Below are 18655 nucleotides of genomic sequence, written 5' to 3' on the forward strand. Positions count from 1 at the left end.
AGGAGAATAATAGGTTGCCCTATTATTCTTCTAAGTTTATGTCTAATCCAAGACCTTGTAACTCATGTAACAATACGTTAAATGATTCTGGAATACCAGGTTCTGGCATTGGCTCTCCTTTTACGATTGCTTCGTAAGTTTTAGCACGTCCGATTACGTCATCCGATTTTACAGTTAAGATTTCACGAAGGATATTAGCAGCACCAAATGCTTCTAATGCCCATACCTCCATCTCTCCAAAACGCTGACCTCCGAATTGTGCCTTACCTCCTAATGGTTGTTGAGTAATTAATGAGTATGGTCCGATAGAACGCGCGTGCATTTTATCATCTACCATGTGTCCTAATTTCAACATGTAAATTACACCAACAGTTGCTTTTTGAGCAAAACGCTCTCCTGTGTTACCGTCATATAAGTACGTAGTACCAAAACGTGGTAATCCAGCTTCTTCTGTTAATTCATCAATTTGTTCAGCTGATGCACCATCGAAGATTGGAGTAGCGAATTTACGTCCTAATTTCATACCTGCCCATCCTAATACTGTCTCATAAATCTGACCAATATTCATACGAGAAGGTACCCCTAATGGGTTAAGTACGATATTTACTGGTGTTCCGTCTTCTAAGAAAGGCATATCTTCATCACGAACGATACGAGCAACAATACCTTTGTTACCGTGACGTCCAGCCATTTTATCCCCAACTTTTAATTTACGTTTCTTAGCGATGTAAATTTTCGCTAATTTAACAATACCTGCAGGTAATTCATCCCCTACAGAAATTGTGAAACGTTCACGGTTTAATGCACCTTGTAAGTCGTTGTACTTAATTTTATAGTTGTGTAATAACTCTTTTACTAATTCGTTCTTATCATCATCAGTTGTCCATAATGTTTCATGGCCTGTTAAGTTTAAGAATTCATCAACGCTAGATAATATTTTTTGTGTGTATTTAACTCCTTTCTTGATTACTTCCTCATTTAAGTCATTGTATACACCTTGAGAAGTTTTTCCGTTTAATAAAACGTATAATTTCTCTAGTAAAATATCTCTTAATTCATTGAATTTAACATCAAATTCTGCTTCGATGCTATCAACAATTGCTTTATCTTGAGAGCGTTTACGTTTATCTTTAATACTACGCGAGAATAATTTTTTCTCGATAACAACACCACGTAATGATGGAGACGCTTTTAATGAAGCATCTTTTACATCACCAGCCTTGTCACCAAAGATCGCACGTAATAATTTTTCTTCTGGAGTTGGATCAGATTCTCCTTTTGGAGTAATTTTACCAATTAAGATATCACCAGGTTTAACTTCTGCTCCAATACGGATCATACCGTTTTCATCTAAGTCTTTAGTAGCCTCTTCAGAAACGTTAGGAATATCAGAAGTTAATTCTTCCATACCTAATTTAGTATCACGTACATCTAATGAATATTCATCGATGTGGATAGATGTAAACCAATCTTCACGTACTGCTTTTTCAGAAATTACAATGGCATCCTCAAAGTTGTACCCTTGCCATGGCATGAAGGCAACAACCATGTTACGACCAATTGCTAATTCCCCTCCTTCAGTTGCGTATCCTTCAGTTAAAACTTGACCTTTCTCTACACGTTCTCCAACCTTAACGATTGGTTTTAATGTAATAGTTGTACCTTGATTCGTTTTACGGAATTTAGTTAAATTATAAGTTTTTTCAGCAATATCAAAACTTACTAATTCTTCGTCTTCTGAACGATCATATTTTACAACAATTTTATTTGCATCTACGTAAGTTACTACACCTTCGCGTTCAGCATTGTTTAAAATACGAGAATCTTTTGCAACTTGTTTTTCTAATCCTGTACCTACGATAGGTGCCTGTGGTTGTAATAATGGAACTGCTTGACGCATCATGTTAGATCCCATTAATGCACGGTTGGCATCATCATGTTCTAAGAAAGGAATTAACGAAGCTGAAATTGATGCAATCTGATTTGGAGCTACATCCATTAAATCTACTTCAGATGGAGCTACAACTGGATAATCACTATCTTCACGTGCTGTAACACGCTCAGTTAAAATTTGACCATTTTCAGCAATATCAACGTTTGCTTGTGCAATAACTTTTTCTTCTTCCTCTTCAGCAGATAAATAAATTGGAGCTGAATCTAAATCAACTACACCATTTTCTACTTTGTGGTAAGGAGTTTCAATGAAACCTAAGTTATTAACTTTTGCAAATACACATAATGAAGATATCAAACCAATGTTTGGTCCCTCAGGAGTTTCAATAGGACATAGACGACCATAGTGAGTATGGTGAACGTCACGTACTTCGAAACCAGCTCTCTCACGAGATAAACCTCCAGGTCCTAAGGCTGATAAACGACGTTTGTGTGTAATCTCAGATAATGGATTCGTTTGGTCCATGAACTGAGATAATTGGTTCGTACCAAAGAAAGAGTTGATAACAGATGATAATGTTTTTGCATTGATCAAATCAATTGGCGTAAACACCTCATTGTCACGAACATTCATTCTTTCGCGGATGGTTCTAGCCATACGAGCTAAACCTACTCCAAATTGAGAAGCCATTTGCTCACCAACTGTACGAACACGACGGTTTGATAAGTGGTCGATATCATCCACCTCTGCTTTAGAGTTGATTAATTCGATCAAGTATTTAATGATAGAGATAATATCTTCTTTCGTTAAAACTTGAATTTCGTCCGCTATATTTAAACCTAGTTTTTTATTTAATCTGTAACGACCTACTTCACCTAATGAATAACGTTGATCAGAGAAAAATAATTTATCAATGATTCCACGTGCTGTTTCCTCATCTGGTGGCTCAGCATTACGTAATTGTCTATAGATATACTCTACTGCTTCTTTTTCAGTATTAGTAGGGTCTTTTTGTAAAGTATTATGAATAATACTATAATCGGCAGAATTAATATCTTCCTTGTGTAATAAGATTGTTTTAACCCCAGAATCTACGATTTGATCAATGTGATCTTTCTCGATAATAGTCTCACGATCTAAAATAATCTCATTACGCTCAATTGATACTACCTCACCTGTATCTTCATCCACGAAATCTTCATGCCATGTGTTTAAAACACGCGCAGCTAACTTACGTCCAATAGTTTTCTTTAAGTTGGCTTTATTAACTTTCACTTCTTCAGCTAAGTCAAAGATCTCTAAAATGTCTTTATCTCTTTCGTAACCAATTGCACGTAATAAAGTCGTAAGAGGTAATTTTTTCTTACGATCAATATAAGCGTACATTACGCTATTGATATCAGTAGCAAATTCAATCCATGATCCTTTGAAAGGAATAATACGAGATGAATATAATTTCGTACCATTTGCGTGGAAAGATTGACCGAAGAAAACACCAGGAGAACGGTGTAATTGAGAAACGATAACACGTTCAGCACCATTGATGATAAACGATCCTGAAGGAGACATATAAGGTATAGTACCTAAATATACATCTTGTACCACAGTTTCGAAATCCTCATGTTCTTCGTCTGTACAGTATAGTTTTAGACGTGCTTTTAATGGCACGCTGTAAGTTAACCCTCTTTCAATACACTCATCAATCGTGTAGCGAGGTGGATCTACGAAGTAGTCCAAAAATTCTAAAACAAACTGATTGCGAGTATCCGTAATAGGGAAATTCTCAGCAAATGTTCTATATAGACCCTCGTTCCCACGTTGGTCAGGTCTTGTTTCCAACTGGAAAAAATCCTCAAAGGATTTAATCTGTATGTCAAGGAAATCAGGGAACTGAGCTACTGCTTTTGCAGATGAAAAACTCAATCTTTGCTTGTTCTCAGTCGAGTTGTTTGTTGTTGCTTTAGTGGCCAATTTCGAATGAATTTTGGTTTATAAAATGACTTTATGCGTAAAAAGGTTTAGACCTTTCACTAGCTGTGAAGGCCCAAACCTATATCTTGTTGTAAGTAAAATTACTTTAATTCAACTACTGCACCAGCTTCTTCAAGCTGTTTCTTTAAAGCTTCAGCTTCGTCTTTAGAAACTGCTTCTTTAACAACTGCTGGAGTAGAATCAACTAAATCCTTAGCTTCTTTTAATCCTTTACCAGTTAATTCTTTAACTAATTTAACTACTCCTAATTTAGAAGCACCAGCTTCTTTTAAGATAACGTCGAATTCAGTTTGCTCTTCAGCAGCTTCAGCAGCTCCTCCAGCAACGATAACTGCAGCAGCTGCAGGCTCGATTCCGTATTCGTCTTTTAAGATTGTAGATAATTCGTTAACTTCTAAAACTGTTAAGTTTACTAACTCTTCAGCTAATTTTTTTAAATCTGCCATTGTTTTGATTTTTTTTGTTTTACAACTATTTATTATATGAGTGCTTATTATTCAGCTGCTGGAGTTTCCTCAGTTACTTCTTCAGCAGTAGACGCATTGTCTTTGTTCTCTAATTGAGAAACTAAAGTCTTGATTGGAGACTGAAGTAACATTACGATATCTGCGATTAATTCTTCGCGAGATTTTAATGCTACTAATTGAGGTAATTTATCATCACCTACGTATACATTATCTTCAATCCATGCACCTTTTAATACAGGTTTTTCAGCTTTCTTTCTGAAAAGTTCGATTACTTTAGCAGGAGCATTTCCTACTTCAGCAGTCATGATTGCAGTGTTACCTTTTAAAGATCCGTAAAGCTCTTCGAAGTTTTTATCTTCGATACGCTCCATAGCTTTCTTTAATAAAGTGTTTTTTACTACGCGTAATGAAACATTACTTTTGTAGCAAGCTCTTCTTAATTCAGTAGAATTAACAGCGCTTAAACCTTCGATATCTGCTAAATAAATGATTTTTGAAGAATTTAATACAACTTGTAAATCTTCGATCATTGCTGCCTTATCTTGTTTTGTCATTGCCATAGTCTACTAATATTAAGCGTTTGAACTTTTTGGATCTACTGGAACACCTACTGATTGAGTTGTAGAAAGCGTGATGCTTTTTACGTAAGTACCTTTTGCAGCAGTTGGTTTTAATTTAATTAAAGTTTGAACTAATTCGTTCGCATTTTCTTTAATTTTATCAGCATCGAATGATACTTTACCAATACCAGCATGGATAATTCCGTAACGGTCTACTTTAAAATCAATTTTACCTGCTTTTACTTCAGCAACTGCTTTACCAACTTCTAAAGTAACTGTACCAGATTTAGGGTTAGGCATTAAACCACGTGGTCCTAAGATACGTCCTAATGGTCCTAATTTACCCATTACAGCTGGCATAGTAACGATAACGTCAACATCTGTCCAACCTTCTTTGATTTTTTGTAAGTACTCGTCTAATCCAACATAATCAGCACCTGCAGCTTTTGCTTCTGCTTCTTTATCTGGAGTAACTAAAGCTAATACTTTAATGTCTTTACCAGTTCCGTGAGGTAATGAAACTACACCACGAACCATTTGATTTGCTTTCTTAGGATCTACTCCTAAACGAACAGCGATATCTACTGATGCGTCAAACTTTGCGTAATTAACTTCTTTCACTAAAGCAGATGCTTCTTCAATAGTGTAAAGTTTGTTTTTATCTACTTTAGCTTGAGCCTCTTTTTGTTTTTTTGTCAACTTTGCCATGTCTAAATGTTTTTAATTATTCTGGAGCTTGACCACCTTTTACAGTTATACCCATAGAACGAGCAGTTCCAGCAATCATTTTCATTGCAGACTCAACAGTAAAACAGTTCATGTCCGCCAATTTGTCTTCAGCAATAGTTCTTACTTGATCCCAAGTAACTGCACCAACTTTTTGACGGTTAGGAACACCAGATGCTTTTTTTAATTTCGCAGCTTCCATTAACTGTACGGCAGCTGGTGGAGTTTTAATTACGAAATCAAATGATTTGTCTTGAAACACAGTGATTACAACAGGTAATACTTGACCTTGTTTATCTTGTGTACGTCCGTTAAATTGTTTACAAAACTCCATGATGTTAACACCTGCAGCCCCTAAAGCTGGTCCTACTGGTGGCGAAGGATTTGCTTGTCCTCCTTTAACTTGAAGTTTTACAACTTTTTCAATTTTTTTTGCCATTTTTTTTATCTTAAAATTAAGCGTTATGTGGAAGCAGCCTAAATTTATTCTACTTTAAGTTTATTGAAACAGATTTGTATTAAACCTTTTCAACTTGGTTGAAGTTCAACTCTAAAGGGGTCTTTCTTCCGAAGATTAAAACCATTACCTCTAATTTACGTTTGTCTTCAATATTCTTTTCAACAGTTCCATTGAATCCGTTGAAAGGACCATCAATTACCTTAACAGTTTCACCAATTACATACTGAGTCATGTAAGAATTATCTACATTAACAGCTAATTCGTCAGCAATACCTAACATTCGGTTTACTTCTGATTGTCTCATTGGTACAGGATCACCACCTTTAGTTGCACTTAAGAAACTAATAACTCCTGAGATATTTTTAATAACGTGAGGAACTTCACCTTGTAGTGCAGCCTCAATCATCACATATCCAGGAAAGTGTACTTTCTCCTTTTGATATTTTTTACCGTTTCTAGTTTGAATCACTTTTTCCATAGGAACTACGATTTGCCCTATATAATCATTCAAATTTTGGTATTGAATTTCTCTTTCAATATAATCTTTAACCTTAAGCTCTTGACCAGCCACAGTTTTAATTACATACCATTTTTTATCACTCATGATTCTTGTATTACTGAACGGGAAATAGGTTTAAATAACTAAAATGCGCTATAGATTACATTAAGCAATGATGCAAAAATAGAATCTACCGCATACAAAAATATAGCTAACAAAACTGTAGCTATTGCAACAATTATAGTATCTTGTTGTAGCTTAGAAAATGTTGGCCATGTAACATTATCTTTAAACTCTAAATAAGATCCTTTAATGTATTGTACGATTTTCATATCGTTGTGAAATTAGCACGGGCACAAGGATTCGAACCCTGATCAACGGTTTTGGAGACCGCTATTCTACCATTGAACTATGCCCGTAGAATAAAAGAGTGGTAGCCTTTTGAAGACTACCACATCTTCCTATATTATTTATTGACTATTAATTAGTCTAAGATTTCAGTTACTTGACCTGCACCTACTGTACGTCCACCTTCGCGGATAGCGAAACGTAAACCTTCGTTTAATGCGATTGGTTGTAATAATTCAACTGAAATAGTTAAGTTATCTCCTGGTAAAACCATCTCTACTCCTTCTGGTAAGTGGATTTCTCCTGTTACGTCAGTTGTACGTACATAGAACTGTGGACGGTAACGGTTGTGGAATGGAGTGTGACGACCACCTTCTTCTTTAGTTAAGATATAAACCTCAGCTTTGAATTTTTTGTGTGGAGTTACAGATCCAGCTTTAGCGATTACCATACCTCTACGGATATCAGCTTTATCAATACCACGTAATAAGATACCAACGTTATCACCAGCTTCACCACGATCTAAGATCTTACGGAACATCTCAACCCCAGTTACAGTAGAAGTTAATTTCTCTTCTCCCATACCTACGATATCAACACCATCTCCTGTATTAATAACCCCAGCTTCGATACGTCCTGTAGCTACAGTACCACGACCTGTGATAGAGAATACATCCTCGATTGGCATTAAGAATGGTTTTTCAGAGTCACGTACTGGCTCTTCAATCCACTCATCAACTGAAGCCATTAAGCTTAATACAGTTTCAACCCATTGAGGCTCACCGTTTAATGCACCTAAAGCAGATCCTTGGATTACCGGAGTGTTATCTCCGTCGTAATCGTAAGAAGATAATAAATCTCTTACCTCCATATCAACTAACTCTAATAACTCAGCATCGTCAACCATATCAACTTTGTTTAAGAAAACAACGATACGAGGAACGTTTACTTGGCGACATAATAAGATGTGCTCACGAGTTTGAGGCATTGGACCATCAGTAGCAGCAACTACTAAGATACCACCATCCATTTGAGCAGCTCCTGTAACCATGTTCTTTACGTAATCCGCGTGACCTGGACAGTCAACGTGTGCATAGTGACGGTTAGCAGTTTCATACTCTACGTGAGATGTATTAATTGTAATACCACGCTCTTTCTCCTCTGGAGCATTATCGATTTGATCGAAAGCTTTTGCTTCTGAATAACCAGCATCAGCTAATACTTTTGTAATCGCTGCAGTCAAAGTTGTTTTACCGTGGTCAACGTGACCAATAGTACCAATATTTAAGTGCGGCTTGTTACGGTTAAAAGTTTCCTTTGCCATTTTACTTTTTATTAATTTCTATTGTTATACTTAAACTAAATATTCATATTTAACTCAGTTACATTTCTGCATCTGAAGCTTTATATAAAGTATTTTCACTTTGAAGAGCTCTTGATAAAACTAATTACCTGCAACGCTCAACTTCGTTCTAAAGTTGAGCGGGAAACGAGACTCGAACTCGCAACATTCAGCTTGGAAGGCTGACGCTCTACCAATTGAGCTATTCCCGCGTATTATTTCTTTAATAAAGCTTTGCAAATTTAATCATTAATTTAAATCTACAAAACGTTTTAAGATTAAAATTTAGTTAATGTGGGGAGAGCAGGATTCGAACCTGCGAAGGTGAAACCAACGGATTTACAGTCCGTCCTCGTTGGCCGCTTGAGTATCTCCCCTCAATTTAATAACTAAATTATATTTTACTTGAGCCGATAGAGGGATTCGAACCCACGACCTGCTGATTACAAATCAGCTGCTCTGGCCAACTGAGCTACATCGGCATAAAATTTAATTTCTCAATTTCAAAAGAACAGTCCGTTAATAAAGATGCTTGTATTTCTTTGTTTAACGGACTGCAAATTTACGCTGTTTTTTGAATAATCCAAATTTTCGTAAAATTATTTTTATTTTTTTTTGCGTTAGGTTTTATCACTACCCTACCTTTTCTTTCATTCTTATAATTAATTTTTTTAGTGTATCTATCGACAAATCAATACATTCCTCAAAAGATTGTCCACATTTTTTTACTACAATATCATCTCCAGGTACTTCCAAAATAATATCTACACATTTATCATTTTTATCTGATGTATTCTCAACTCTAAGGTTTACTTGTGCCGAAATAATCTTATCTGTTAACGTATCCAGTTTTGATAATTTTTTTTCTAAATACTCTTCTAAACCTGGTTTAGTGCTAAAGTTTAATGCTTGTACTTTAATTGTCATATTTACTCTTTTTTTTGCTCACGTGGATGAGCTTGATTAAACACTTTTTTCAAATTCTCTATACTCCCATGGGTATAAACTTGTGTTGATGACAAACTTGAATGCCCTAAAAGGTCTTTAACTGCATTCAGATCTGCTCCTGAGTCTAACATATGGGTAGCAAAAGAGTGCCTCAACATATGAGGGCTTTTCTTTTGTTTTACACTTATTAAACTAAGGTAATATTTTACTTTTGAATAAACAAGCGTATCATACAGCTGTTTTCCCTTTGTAGTTACGAATAAATATGGTATATTATGCAGTCCAGCTATTTTCTTTGCTTCCTTATATATATCAATTTCTTGTAGGAGATATTTTGATATTGGTATCAATCTTTCTTTATTTCTTTTTCCGAGAACTTTTATTGATAATTCAATTTCATCTATATCAGATTCTTTTAAATTTATTAATTCCGCTCTTCTTACACCTGTTTGATAAAGAATATCTATCATTAAGCGATCTCTAATTCCATCAAAATCTTTTGTAAAAAAGTCTTCATTATCCAATAAATCACTTATTTCTGTTTCGGTAAATGGCACCATTACTTCTTTCTTTCTTTTCAAAGAATGAACTTGTTCTATCGGGTTTATAGTAAGTATTTGTTCTTTGACGAGGTATTTATAAAAACTTCGAAGAGTGCTTAATTTCCTATTAATTGTTTTCTCTGATTTATTTAATTGAGAGAGATACATTACAAATGAACGTATATGAGTTTTACGTGCAAGTTGTATTTGTTCATCATTTTCTTCTTGCTGATAAAACATTTTAAAATCCTCTAAATCTTTTTGATAACTTGTAATAGTGAGTGAAGAATAGTTTTTTTCGAGCGCTAAATAATCTAAAAATCGTTGAGTATAATCCATAAAAAAAACCTATTTATCAAAGATAGTACTTTAACAAATAGGTTTACAGAAAACCGAAAGATTTCCTTTATTTTTTTGAAAACAATTAAGCTTCTTCTTGCGCTACTAAAGATTGTTTGTAGATTGCTCTACTGTTCTTTTGTCTTTTGATAACTGAAGGCTTAATAAACTCTTTACGTGCTCTTAATTGACGAACAACACCTGTTTTATCAAATTTTCTTTTGTATTTCTTTAGAGCTCTTTCAATTGACTCTCCGTCTTTTACTGGTATAATCAACATAATTTTATCTATTTCTTTTTAAGATTGCAAATATACAACTCTTTAATTATTAAACAAATCCTTTTTAATTAATCTTTCAAAATATTTCTACCGATAACTAATTTTTGGATCTCTGTAGTTCCTTCACCAATTGTGCAAAGTTTAGAATCTCTATAGAATTTCTCTACTGGGAAATCTTTTGTATATCCATAACCTCCAAACACTTGTACAGCATCGTTTGCAATTTTAACACAAGCTTCTGAAGCGTAATATTTAGCCATTGCACCCTCTGTTGCCATTGGTAAATGATTATTTTTTAAATATGATGCTTTTCGAATTAATAATTCTGAAGCCTCAATTTCGGTTGCCATTTCAGCCAATTTAAAATTTACAGCTTGAAAATTTGCAATTGCTTGTCCAAATTGGTGGCGTTCTTGTGCATATTTTAACGCTGCCTTGTAAGCGCCTTTTGCTATTCCTAAAGAAAGAGCGGCAATAGAGATACGACCTCCATCTAATATCTTTAAAGCTTGTTTAAATCCTTCCCCTACTTCTCCTAAACGGTTTGCATCTGATAAACGTACATTATCAAAAATTAACTCTGCTGTTTCAGAGGCGCGCATTCCTAATTTATTTTCCTTTTTTCCTGATGTAAATCCTAGTGTTCCTTTTTCTATCACAAATGCTGTTGCATTATTTTTTTCACCTTTCTCTCCTGTACGAGTCATTACAACCGCTATATCGCCAGAAATTGCATGAGTAATAAAGTTCTTAGCTCCGTTGATAATCCATTCATCTCCGTCTTTTACAGCTGTAGTAGACATACCTCCAGCATCAGAACCTGTATTATGTTCAGTTAATCCCCACGCTCCTATCCATTCTGCTGTAGCTAATTTAGGTAACCATTTTTTCTTTTGCTCTTCATTACCAAAAGTCAAAATATGATTCGTACATAATGAGTTATGAGCTGCTACTGATAATCCAATTGATGGATCCACTTGCGAAATTTCATCCACGATAGTAACGTATTCATCATAAGATAAACCACTTCCTCCGTATTCTTCAGGAACCACTATTCCCATGAATCCCATTTTTCCTAGTTCTTTAAAACACTCTACAGGAAATGTTTGAGCTTCATCCCACTCCATTATGTTTGGACGAATATATTGTTCAGCAAAATCTTTTGCTGATTGTGCTATTAATTTTAAATTTTCGTTTTCTAAATAATTCATTTTTTTGTCTTTGGTAATTCAAATTTAATAAAATATAATCGATATCAAAATTTCACAAAATATCTTACCTCAGATACATACATTATATTTAATATAATTATGCAAAATGTAAATAATACCTTTTAAAAGTAGGACGAGATAATTAGTGGGTGATTTGAGTAAAACTTTTGTAAATACTTATCAAACTATAAAAGATTAATGGTTTATATAAGATTATAATAGATATTCTAAGTGAATATATTCTTTTCTATAATTTATTAGATCTGAATTGGAACTAATTTAGATATAACAAGAAAGAGAACTATATATAGTTCTCTTTCTTGTTATATTTTATATTTTATTTTTTATTTTTTTAAAATTTTTATGATATTCTTCAATAGATACAAAATCTGGCTCTATATGGACCAATACATCCCCTACTTGAGGCATAATTTCTCGCACTCTATCTTTTATTAAATGACTAATTGCATGTCCTTCAGCTACAGATAAACTACCACTAACTACTGCATGCATATCTACAAAATAAAGCATTCCTGATTTTCTAATGATACACTTTTCAACTGCTAATACACCAGGAACCTTACGTGCAATAATTTTTATTTTTTCATTTTCATAACCATATAAATCTTCATCCATAATTTCTCCTAATGCAGGACGAAGAATTTTATACGCATTGTAAATAATAAATCCTGAGGCGATAAGTGCTGTAATATCATCTGCAATTTCCCATCCATCACCCATTACTAGAGAAATAGTAATCCCAATAAAAGCCATTAGTGAAGTAATTGCATCAGACCTATGATGCCAAGCATCTGCTTTTAAGGATGAACTATTTGTCTCTCTACTTTTTTTCAAAACATATTGATAAGACATTTCCTTAAAAATTATTATACCTCCTAGTATTATAAGTGTAAATGGTTTAGGACTTTCATGAGGTGTTATAATATTTTGAATACTTTCATATCCAATAATTACTGCAGCAACTATTAAAGATAATACAACTAAAAAAGTAATTAATGCCTCTGCTTTTCCATGACCGTAAGGATGATTATCATCTGCTGGTCTAGAAGAATACTTTAAACCTAGAAAAACTAATATTGATGAAAATACATCTGTAGTAGATTCTATAGCATCTGCAATTAACGCATAAGAATTTCCAAAATATCCACCTAAAAATTTTATGATGGCTAAACTGGTATTTCCTATGATACTAAATACTGATGCTTTTACAGCAGTTTCGGAATTGTTACTCATTATCAAAAAAATAGCCCTGCAAATGCAGGGCTACAAAGTTACAATTTTTATATTTCTAAAAATGGATATCTATAATCTTTTGCAGGAACTAATGTTTCTTTCACAGTTCTAACAGAAGTCCAACGTAGCAAGTTCATCGCAGAACCAGCTTTATCATTTGTACCAGATGCACGGGCACCACCAAATGGCTGTTGTCCTACAACTGCTCCTGTAGGTTTATCATTAATGTAGAAATTACCTGCAGCGTTTTCTAAAGCTTTATATGCAATCTCAACTGCTGAACGTTCTCCAGCAAAAATAGAACCTGTTAATGCATATGCTGAAGTTTCGTCTACTAATTTTAAAGTTTCTTCATATTTATTTTCGTCGTACACATAAACAGATAAAACAGGTCCAAATATTTCATCTACCATAGATTCATATTTCGGATTAGTAGTTACAATAACAGTTGGATCTATAAAATATCCTACTGAATCATCATATCCACCACCAATTACTTCAACTTCAGCAGAAGCCTTAGCACGATCTATGAAACCAGTGATTTTTTTGAATGAATATGAGTCAATTACTGCAGTCATAAAGTTTGAAAAATCTTCAGGGCTACCAACTTTTATAGTTGCTAACATTTCTTTCACCTGTTTTTCTACTTCTGGCCATAAATTAGAAGGGATGTATGCTCGAGACGCAGCTGAACATTTTTGACCTTGATACTCAAAAGCACCACGAACTAAACCTACTGCTACTTCTGTAGGACAAGCTGATTTATGAGCAACTACAAAATCCTTACCTCCTGTTTCTCCAACTACACGTGGATATGTTTTATGAATATCTACATTATTACCGATTTGTTTCCATAAATGTTTAAAAACATGTGTAGAACCTGTAAAATGTAAACCTGCAAAATCTGGATGAGAAATACATGTGGTAGCTGTTTCTGCTGGATCAGCTAAGATCATATTAATTACTCCATCTGGTAAACCTGCTTTCTTGAAAATTTCCATTGTAATTTTAGCCGCATACAATTGCTTATCAGACGGTTTCCAAACTACAACGTTCCCCATTAAAGCCATACATGATGGTAAATTCCCAGCAATCGCTGTAAAATTAAAAGGTGTAATTGCAAAAGTAAATCCTTCTAATGGACGATATTCAACTTTATTCCAAACCCCTGTCGAAGATACAGGTTGATCTGCATAAATTTCTGTCATAAATTTTACGTTGAAACGTAAAAAATCAATTAGCTCACATGCCGCATCAATTTCTGCTTGCATTGCATTCTTAGATTGACCAATCATCGTTGCAGCATTAAGAATAGCACGGTAAGGGCCAGCAATTAAATCTGCTGCTCTTAGAAATATAGCCGCACGATCTTCCCATGCCATAGCCGCCCAAGAAGCTTTTGCTGCCAAAGCAGTTTCTATCGCCTTTTTAACATCAGCTTGAGTTCCTTCGTGGTAATAACCAACTACTTTTTGGTGATCGTGTGGAGGACGAATTTCTTTCTTATTTCCACTAAAAATTTCTTCAGAACCTATATACTGAGGAACCTCGATTACTTCATTATACATTTTTTTATATGTATCTAATAATTGAGCTCTCTCTGGAGATCCTAAAGCGTATGCTTTTACTTCCTCGTTGATAACAGCAGGAATTTGCGCAAATGAATTAGCCATTTTGTATTCTTTTGTTTGTTATGGTTTAACTTCTCAAAATTATGAAAAATAAATCAAATCATTTGATACATTTGTATATTATGAATAGAGAATCATAATTTGTAATTCCAAATGAAATACCTACTTAGCATATTATTTACTGTACTTTTTTTTTCTTGCAAAATAAACAACAAGACTCATCAGTTAGAGCTTGAATCAATCAAAAAAAATAAGAGTGGATATAACCTTATTGTATCTACACAAATTGACCTTAACGAGATTAAATTAAATCATAATTTTTCTGACCAAAGATTTATCGGACATCTGAAAAATAAGGAAATAAATGATTATAGTATTATTATTACTGGAAATTTTGATACAGCTTTGCAGCTTAAGAAAGGAAATAAATATTATTATACTATAAATGTAACTATTGAGGAAAAGGAAAGAAAGTTAGCACATAATGATACTATCATCGCTTACTTACAATTATCTTACAAAGAGGGTAGAACTTATCCTACCAAGAGTATAGAAATTCCGGCCAACAGTTTTATTTCATTAAAATAGAAAAGGTTCTCTAATTAGAGAACCTTTTCTATTTTATAAATTAATATATGTATTAAAATAAACACAATTCGTATTAATCTCTTTATAAGCTTTTGTTTTAGACAAAGACTTTAGTTGATTAAAATAATTTCTATTATTCTTGATTTTATAACTAAGCATCTCTGGAGTAGCATAATCAATATACCATCTATCACTTGTCAAATTATTAGACGCATATTCATAGAATTTTCCCTGATCTGCTTTTGCAGCTGTAAATAAGATTTGGGCTTTTAATTCTGCATCGGCTACATTCTTTAATGCAGCATTCGCATATTCTAAACTTGAATCGAAATTATTGATGTATTGAGAATTCATCCAGAAATTTTTATAATAATTAGTGAAAATTTTATTTCCATTTTCATATTCATTTTTCTTCTCTATAAAATCATGAAATTTAGGGCCATTACTATTATTTCTATCAAAAGATAACAATTCACGGTAATAACCTAGTGATGTTGTATTGTAATAAAAATTTGCCAATAAATAATTCGCTTTTACAGCTTGTTCATTATTCTTCTTTCCTAATTCTACCAATTGGATTAGAGCATCTGTTAATTGAAGTTTATTTAATATTGTAGGAATAAATTTAAATTCATTGATATAAGGTTTTGCCATAACCTGGCTCTCAGGACAATTAAAACATTCTATTTTATTATACCCAAATATTCCATTAGATATATTACCATACCAGTTGTATGAATTAGGTTTCCCTTCATCGTAATAGCTTGTTTCCTCTATCTTAAAGTCTTGAGGCATTTTTTTGAATTCGGTTTTAGCTAAACTAAATTTTTTCTCTTTTAAATATAATGTCCCTTTATAATTGGCAATAAAATCGGCTAACTTAAATTTTGATTTCGTTGTTGTAGATTCATAGGTATTAGGATCATATTTATAATAAGTAATATTAGACACTAAAAAAGTCTCAAACGAATTCTTATTCTGTTTTTTATCTAATGCATCAATCTCATTAAGTAATGGCCATTGCACATTATTCGCTAAGTCATATATTGAATTATGAATAAGAAATGCTTTTGCTTTATCACCTTGTAAAAAGTAACGGTTAGCCAAAATATCCTTCGCTATTTCTTTGAAGGTATTTTTCATTAATTCTTCATCCGTAAAAATTTTCTCACCATATGTGTATTCTTTTGGGTAAACTAATTCAAAATTCAGAATATCGCCATATTTCTGCATAATAGTTTGTTCATATGCAGAAGTAATCTTGTCTTGTTGATTAAGATCTTTCAACATTTCAATCATTTTTTTATGCAATTTAAAATCTGATTGATGACTATTTACTTTAGCTAAAAAAGTTTTAGCTTCTCCAAAATCTCGACTAATAGTAGATAGATAAGCTACAGATAAATTCCAAAAATCTTTTTCATTTGTTTTATTTGCTTGTTCCTTTCCTAATGAAAGAACTTCGTTCAAGAAATTTTTAGGTAATTCTGTATTATACTGACTAACTAACTGAGCAGGTAATTTTATTGGCTTACTTTCTATCTCAGACCATACACTTCCATTTGCATATTGTGGTAAATAGTTACGCTCTATAAGGTTAATAGCGCGTGCGTATAATATTTTAGCTTGTTCTGCATTAGGATTAATTTTAAGAATCTGACGCATTGCTGCTAACGGATTACTAAAATCTTTGTATCCAATTAAAAGATACAAATCTATTTTTTCTTCATTCGTTTTAGCTCTTTTCAGCATTTGTTCATAATCCAAATCTTGTGTAACTTTCATCGAATTAAAAGCACTTTCTTTTCGATTTTTAGTATGAGAAAATACTTCAAAAAAATCATAATTCGCTTGGATATAATTCCCAACTGCACGTTCTGCACCCGCCTTTTGGTCAAGTGTGTAATAATACATTATAGATTTTCTATTTAACGGTACAACATATTTGTTGAATAACTTAATAGCTTCATTGTACTGATTTGTATAATGTGCAAAACGAACCATTTGATATGCATATCGCATTTTTAAATCAACATCAGATTCTGCATTATAACTTTTAGTTAAAACACTCATAACCTTCTGGTCATCTAATTGCGTTGCATTTTTATCGCTGCGTTCTACATAACTCCAAGATTCGCCCGTATCTATATAATTATGATTCATATACGGCTCAAGATATTTGGCATACGAAAGATATAAAAGTGCTTGTTTATTTTTTCGAATGAATTCTGAGTTTGCAAATTTTAACTTAGAATCTGTTGTTTTTCCAGTTTTAGTTAATTCATCAATAGATTTTTTTGTTGATTTGTATACTAAATAGTAGGCATCTTCATAAGTGATTTTTAAATATTCTGACCAATCTTGAATTTTTTCGTCCACAACTATAACACCATTCGTATCATAAAATGGACTATCCATCGTCATTAAAAAAGGTTGATATTGTGGCGAGTTCACAAGACTTTGATTAAAAAGGTTATAATAATCATAATCTTCGCTAGAGTCAGCACATGCTAATACCGGAATTGATAATCCCAATACGAGCGATAATCCTAGAAATATTCTTTTCATTTTATTGTTGATATTTAAGGTTGTGGTTTTGTGTGAATTTTTCATCTAAATGATAATATACGATGCGATAATTATCCTTCAATTTTTTGTCCAAAAATGAATTTGTATTTTCTAAAAGTGATTCAGATATAGTTTCGACTTTTATTTTGAATCCTTTACTTAGATAAAATTTTTCCAAGAAAAAATCATCTGTCACTTCGTATATTCCGTTTCCTTTATTGATAATTGGCTTTCCTTTCAGATCATCTTCAGAAAAAGAATTAATTAATTTTACTTTTCCTAAATGATTAGTAACAATTGCCCAAGAATAAATTGGTAATGCAACATCTAGTTTTATGGGATACTTATCTAAATTTTGTAAATAATCTTTGGCTAAATCTAAATCTAAAATCGAATTTTTTTCTTCTACTTCATTTGGATTTTCAGTTGCATAACACATTAAAACCATTTTATCTAAAGGTGGAATTCCTTCTCGATCTTTAAATTTAACTTGATGCATACGTAAGGTTGCCGATAAATTCTTTTTTGAAATTGATTTTAATTCTTCTAAGAATAAAAAATAATTAGATTTTGTAGAAAGCGTCCAATCACAATCTATTTGAATTTCTGAATAGTGATCTAATTGACTTGATAAGGCAATTTCTATGATTAAATTATTTACATTCTTCGCTAATTCTTTTACGTTATCTTGACTTAATCCTACAAAAGTTCGGTTAGTAATAAAGATTGTAGGAATATAATTAACTGGCAAAAAAGATGAATTAAAATTCTTTATTACACCAATAGGCATAGGTTCAATCGTTTTTTTGTCTACATCGAAGAAGCGAACATAAATATTTTCAACTGCTAAATCTGATACTACTTTTTTCTCGGCATCATTTATATTATAATTAGAGCGCCAATAATAAAAGTCTATTGGATGATTATTTTTTTGCTTACATCCAACACAAAATAATATGAAACAAATAAAATAGATAAAGTTTTTCATCATATAAAGGTAAGATGA

17 protein-coding genes and 4 tRNA genes are annotated in these 18655 nt (G+C 32.9%); 1 reads left to right on the forward strand and 20 read right to left on the reverse strand.

Going from position 1 to position 18655, the window contains the following annotated elements; translation table 11 throughout:
* Positions 1–22: 22 nt before the first annotated feature.
* The 18 genes from rpoB to pruA all read right to left on the reverse strand — a co-directional run bounded on the left by rpoB (position 23) and on the right by pruA (position 14535).
* Positions 23–3865: a DNA-directed RNA polymerase subunit beta gene (gene rpoB, locus IM532_RS08665; protein ID WP_194183062.1), complete on the reverse strand. Its 3843-nt coding sequence runs from the start codon at positions 3863–3865 to the stop codon at positions 23–25.
* Between the two features lie 101 nt (positions 3866–3966).
* Positions 3967–4332, reverse strand: coding sequence for a 50S ribosomal protein L7/L12 (gene rplL, locus IM532_RS08670; protein ID WP_194183063.1), 366 nt, complete (start codon positions 4330–4332; stop codon positions 3967–3969).
* A gap of 47 nt (positions 4333–4379) precedes the next feature.
* Positions 4380–4907, reverse strand: coding sequence for a 50S ribosomal protein L10 (gene rplJ / locus IM532_RS08675; RefSeq protein WP_194183192.1), 528 nt, complete (start codon positions 4905–4907; stop codon positions 4380–4382).
* Positions 4908–4925: 18 nt separating this feature from the next.
* Entirely contained in the window at positions 4926–5621 is a 696-nt protein-coding gene (rplA, locus tag IM532_RS08680) for a 50S ribosomal protein L1 (RefSeq protein ID WP_194183064.1), read from the reverse strand.
* A gap of 16 nt (positions 5622–5637) precedes the next feature.
* Positions 5638–6078: a 50S ribosomal protein L11 gene (rplK, locus tag IM532_RS08685; protein WP_194183065.1), complete on the reverse strand. Its 441-nt coding sequence runs from the start codon at positions 6076–6078 to the stop codon at positions 5638–5640.
* Positions 6079–6157: 79 nt separating this feature from the next.
* Positions 6158–6703, reverse strand: a complete 546-nt coding sequence (nusG, locus tag IM532_RS08690) for a transcription termination/antitermination protein NusG (protein WP_194183066.1) — start codon at positions 6701–6703, stop codon at positions 6158–6160.
* A gap of 38 nt (positions 6704–6741) precedes the next feature.
* Complete coding sequence (gene secE / locus IM532_RS08695) at positions 6742–6930, reverse strand: preprotein translocase subunit SecE (protein ID WP_194183067.1); 189 nt, start codon at positions 6928–6930, stop codon at positions 6742–6744.
* A 16-nt stretch (positions 6931–6946) separates the two neighbouring features.
* Positions 6947–7017: transfer RNA gene (locus IM532_RS08700), tRNA-Trp, on the reverse strand.
* A 65-nt stretch (positions 7018–7082) separates the two neighbouring features.
* Positions 7083–8270 carry an elongation factor Tu gene (gene tuf / locus IM532_RS08705; protein ID WP_194183068.1) on the reverse strand — a complete coding sequence of 396 codons (1188 nt, stop codon included), beginning with the start codon at positions 8268–8270 and terminating at the stop codon, positions 7083–7085.
* A 157-nt stretch (positions 8271–8427) separates the two neighbouring features.
* A tRNA-Gly gene (locus IM532_RS08710) sits at positions 8428–8500 on the reverse strand.
* Positions 8501–8583: 83 nt separating this feature from the next.
* Positions 8584–8665, reverse strand: a tRNA-Tyr gene (locus IM532_RS08715).
* Positions 8666–8696: 31 nt separating this feature from the next.
* Positions 8697–8770 (reverse strand) — tRNA-Thr (locus IM532_RS08720).
* 151 nt (positions 8771–8921) lie between these two features.
* Complete coding sequence (gene hpf, locus IM532_RS08725; RefSeq protein WP_194183069.1) at positions 8922–9215, reverse strand: ribosome hibernation-promoting factor, HPF/YfiA family; 294 nt, start codon at positions 9213–9215, stop codon at positions 8922–8924.
* 2 nt (positions 9216–9217) lie between these two features.
* The gene (locus IM532_RS08730; protein WP_194183070.1) at positions 9218–10117 is read right to left on the reverse strand and encodes a tyrosine-type recombinase/integrase; all 900 of its coding nucleotides are present in this window, start codon (positions 10115–10117) and stop codon (positions 9218–9220) included.
* A gap of 85 nt (positions 10118–10202) precedes the next feature.
* Positions 10203–10397, reverse strand: a complete 195-nt coding sequence (gene rpsU, locus IM532_RS08735; protein WP_194183071.1) for a 30S ribosomal protein S21 — start codon at positions 10395–10397, stop codon at positions 10203–10205.
* A 68-nt stretch (positions 10398–10465) separates the two neighbouring features.
* Complete coding sequence (locus IM532_RS08740; protein ID WP_194183072.1) at positions 10466–11608, reverse strand: acyl-CoA dehydrogenase family protein; 1143 nt, start codon at positions 11606–11608, stop codon at positions 10466–10468.
* Positions 11609–11938: 330 nt separating this feature from the next.
* Positions 11939–12862 carry a cation diffusion facilitator family transporter gene (locus tag IM532_RS08745; protein ID WP_194183073.1) on the reverse strand — a complete coding sequence of 308 codons (924 nt, stop codon included), beginning with the start codon at positions 12860–12862 and terminating at the stop codon, positions 11939–11941.
* Between the two features lie 47 nt (positions 12863–12909).
* The gene (gene pruA, locus IM532_RS08750; protein WP_194183074.1) at positions 12910–14535 is read right to left on the reverse strand and encodes an L-glutamate gamma-semialdehyde dehydrogenase; all 1626 of its coding nucleotides are present in this window, start codon (positions 14533–14535) and stop codon (positions 12910–12912) included.
* 111 nt (positions 14536–14646) lie between these two features.
* Here pruA and IM532_RS08755 point away from each other — a divergent pair, with 111 nt between their 5' ends.
* A complete protein-coding gene (locus IM532_RS08755) occupies positions 14647–15081 on the forward strand; it encodes a hypothetical protein (RefSeq protein WP_194183075.1) in 435 nt (144 codons plus the stop codon).
* Positions 15082–15114: 33 nt separating this feature from the next.
* Here IM532_RS08755 and IM532_RS08760 read toward each other — a convergent pair whose 3' ends face one another.
* Together IM532_RS08760 and IM532_RS08765 are read right to left on the reverse strand one after the other, a co-directional pair.
* Complete coding sequence (locus tag IM532_RS08760; RefSeq protein ID WP_194183076.1) at positions 15115–17649, reverse strand: hypothetical protein; 2535 nt, start codon at positions 17647–17649, stop codon at positions 15115–15117.
* 1 nt (position 17650) lies between these two features.
* Positions 17651–18637, reverse strand: coding sequence for a hypothetical protein (locus tag IM532_RS08765; protein ID WP_194183077.1), 987 nt, complete (start codon positions 18635–18637; stop codon positions 17651–17653).
* Positions 18638–18655 lie beyond the last annotated feature (18 nt).

It is taken from the genome of Faecalibacter rhinopitheci (genome assembly GCF_015234135.1).
GTDB classification, from domain to species: domain Bacteria; phylum Bacteroidota; class Bacteroidia; order Flavobacteriales; family Weeksellaceae; genus Empedobacter; species Empedobacter rhinopitheci.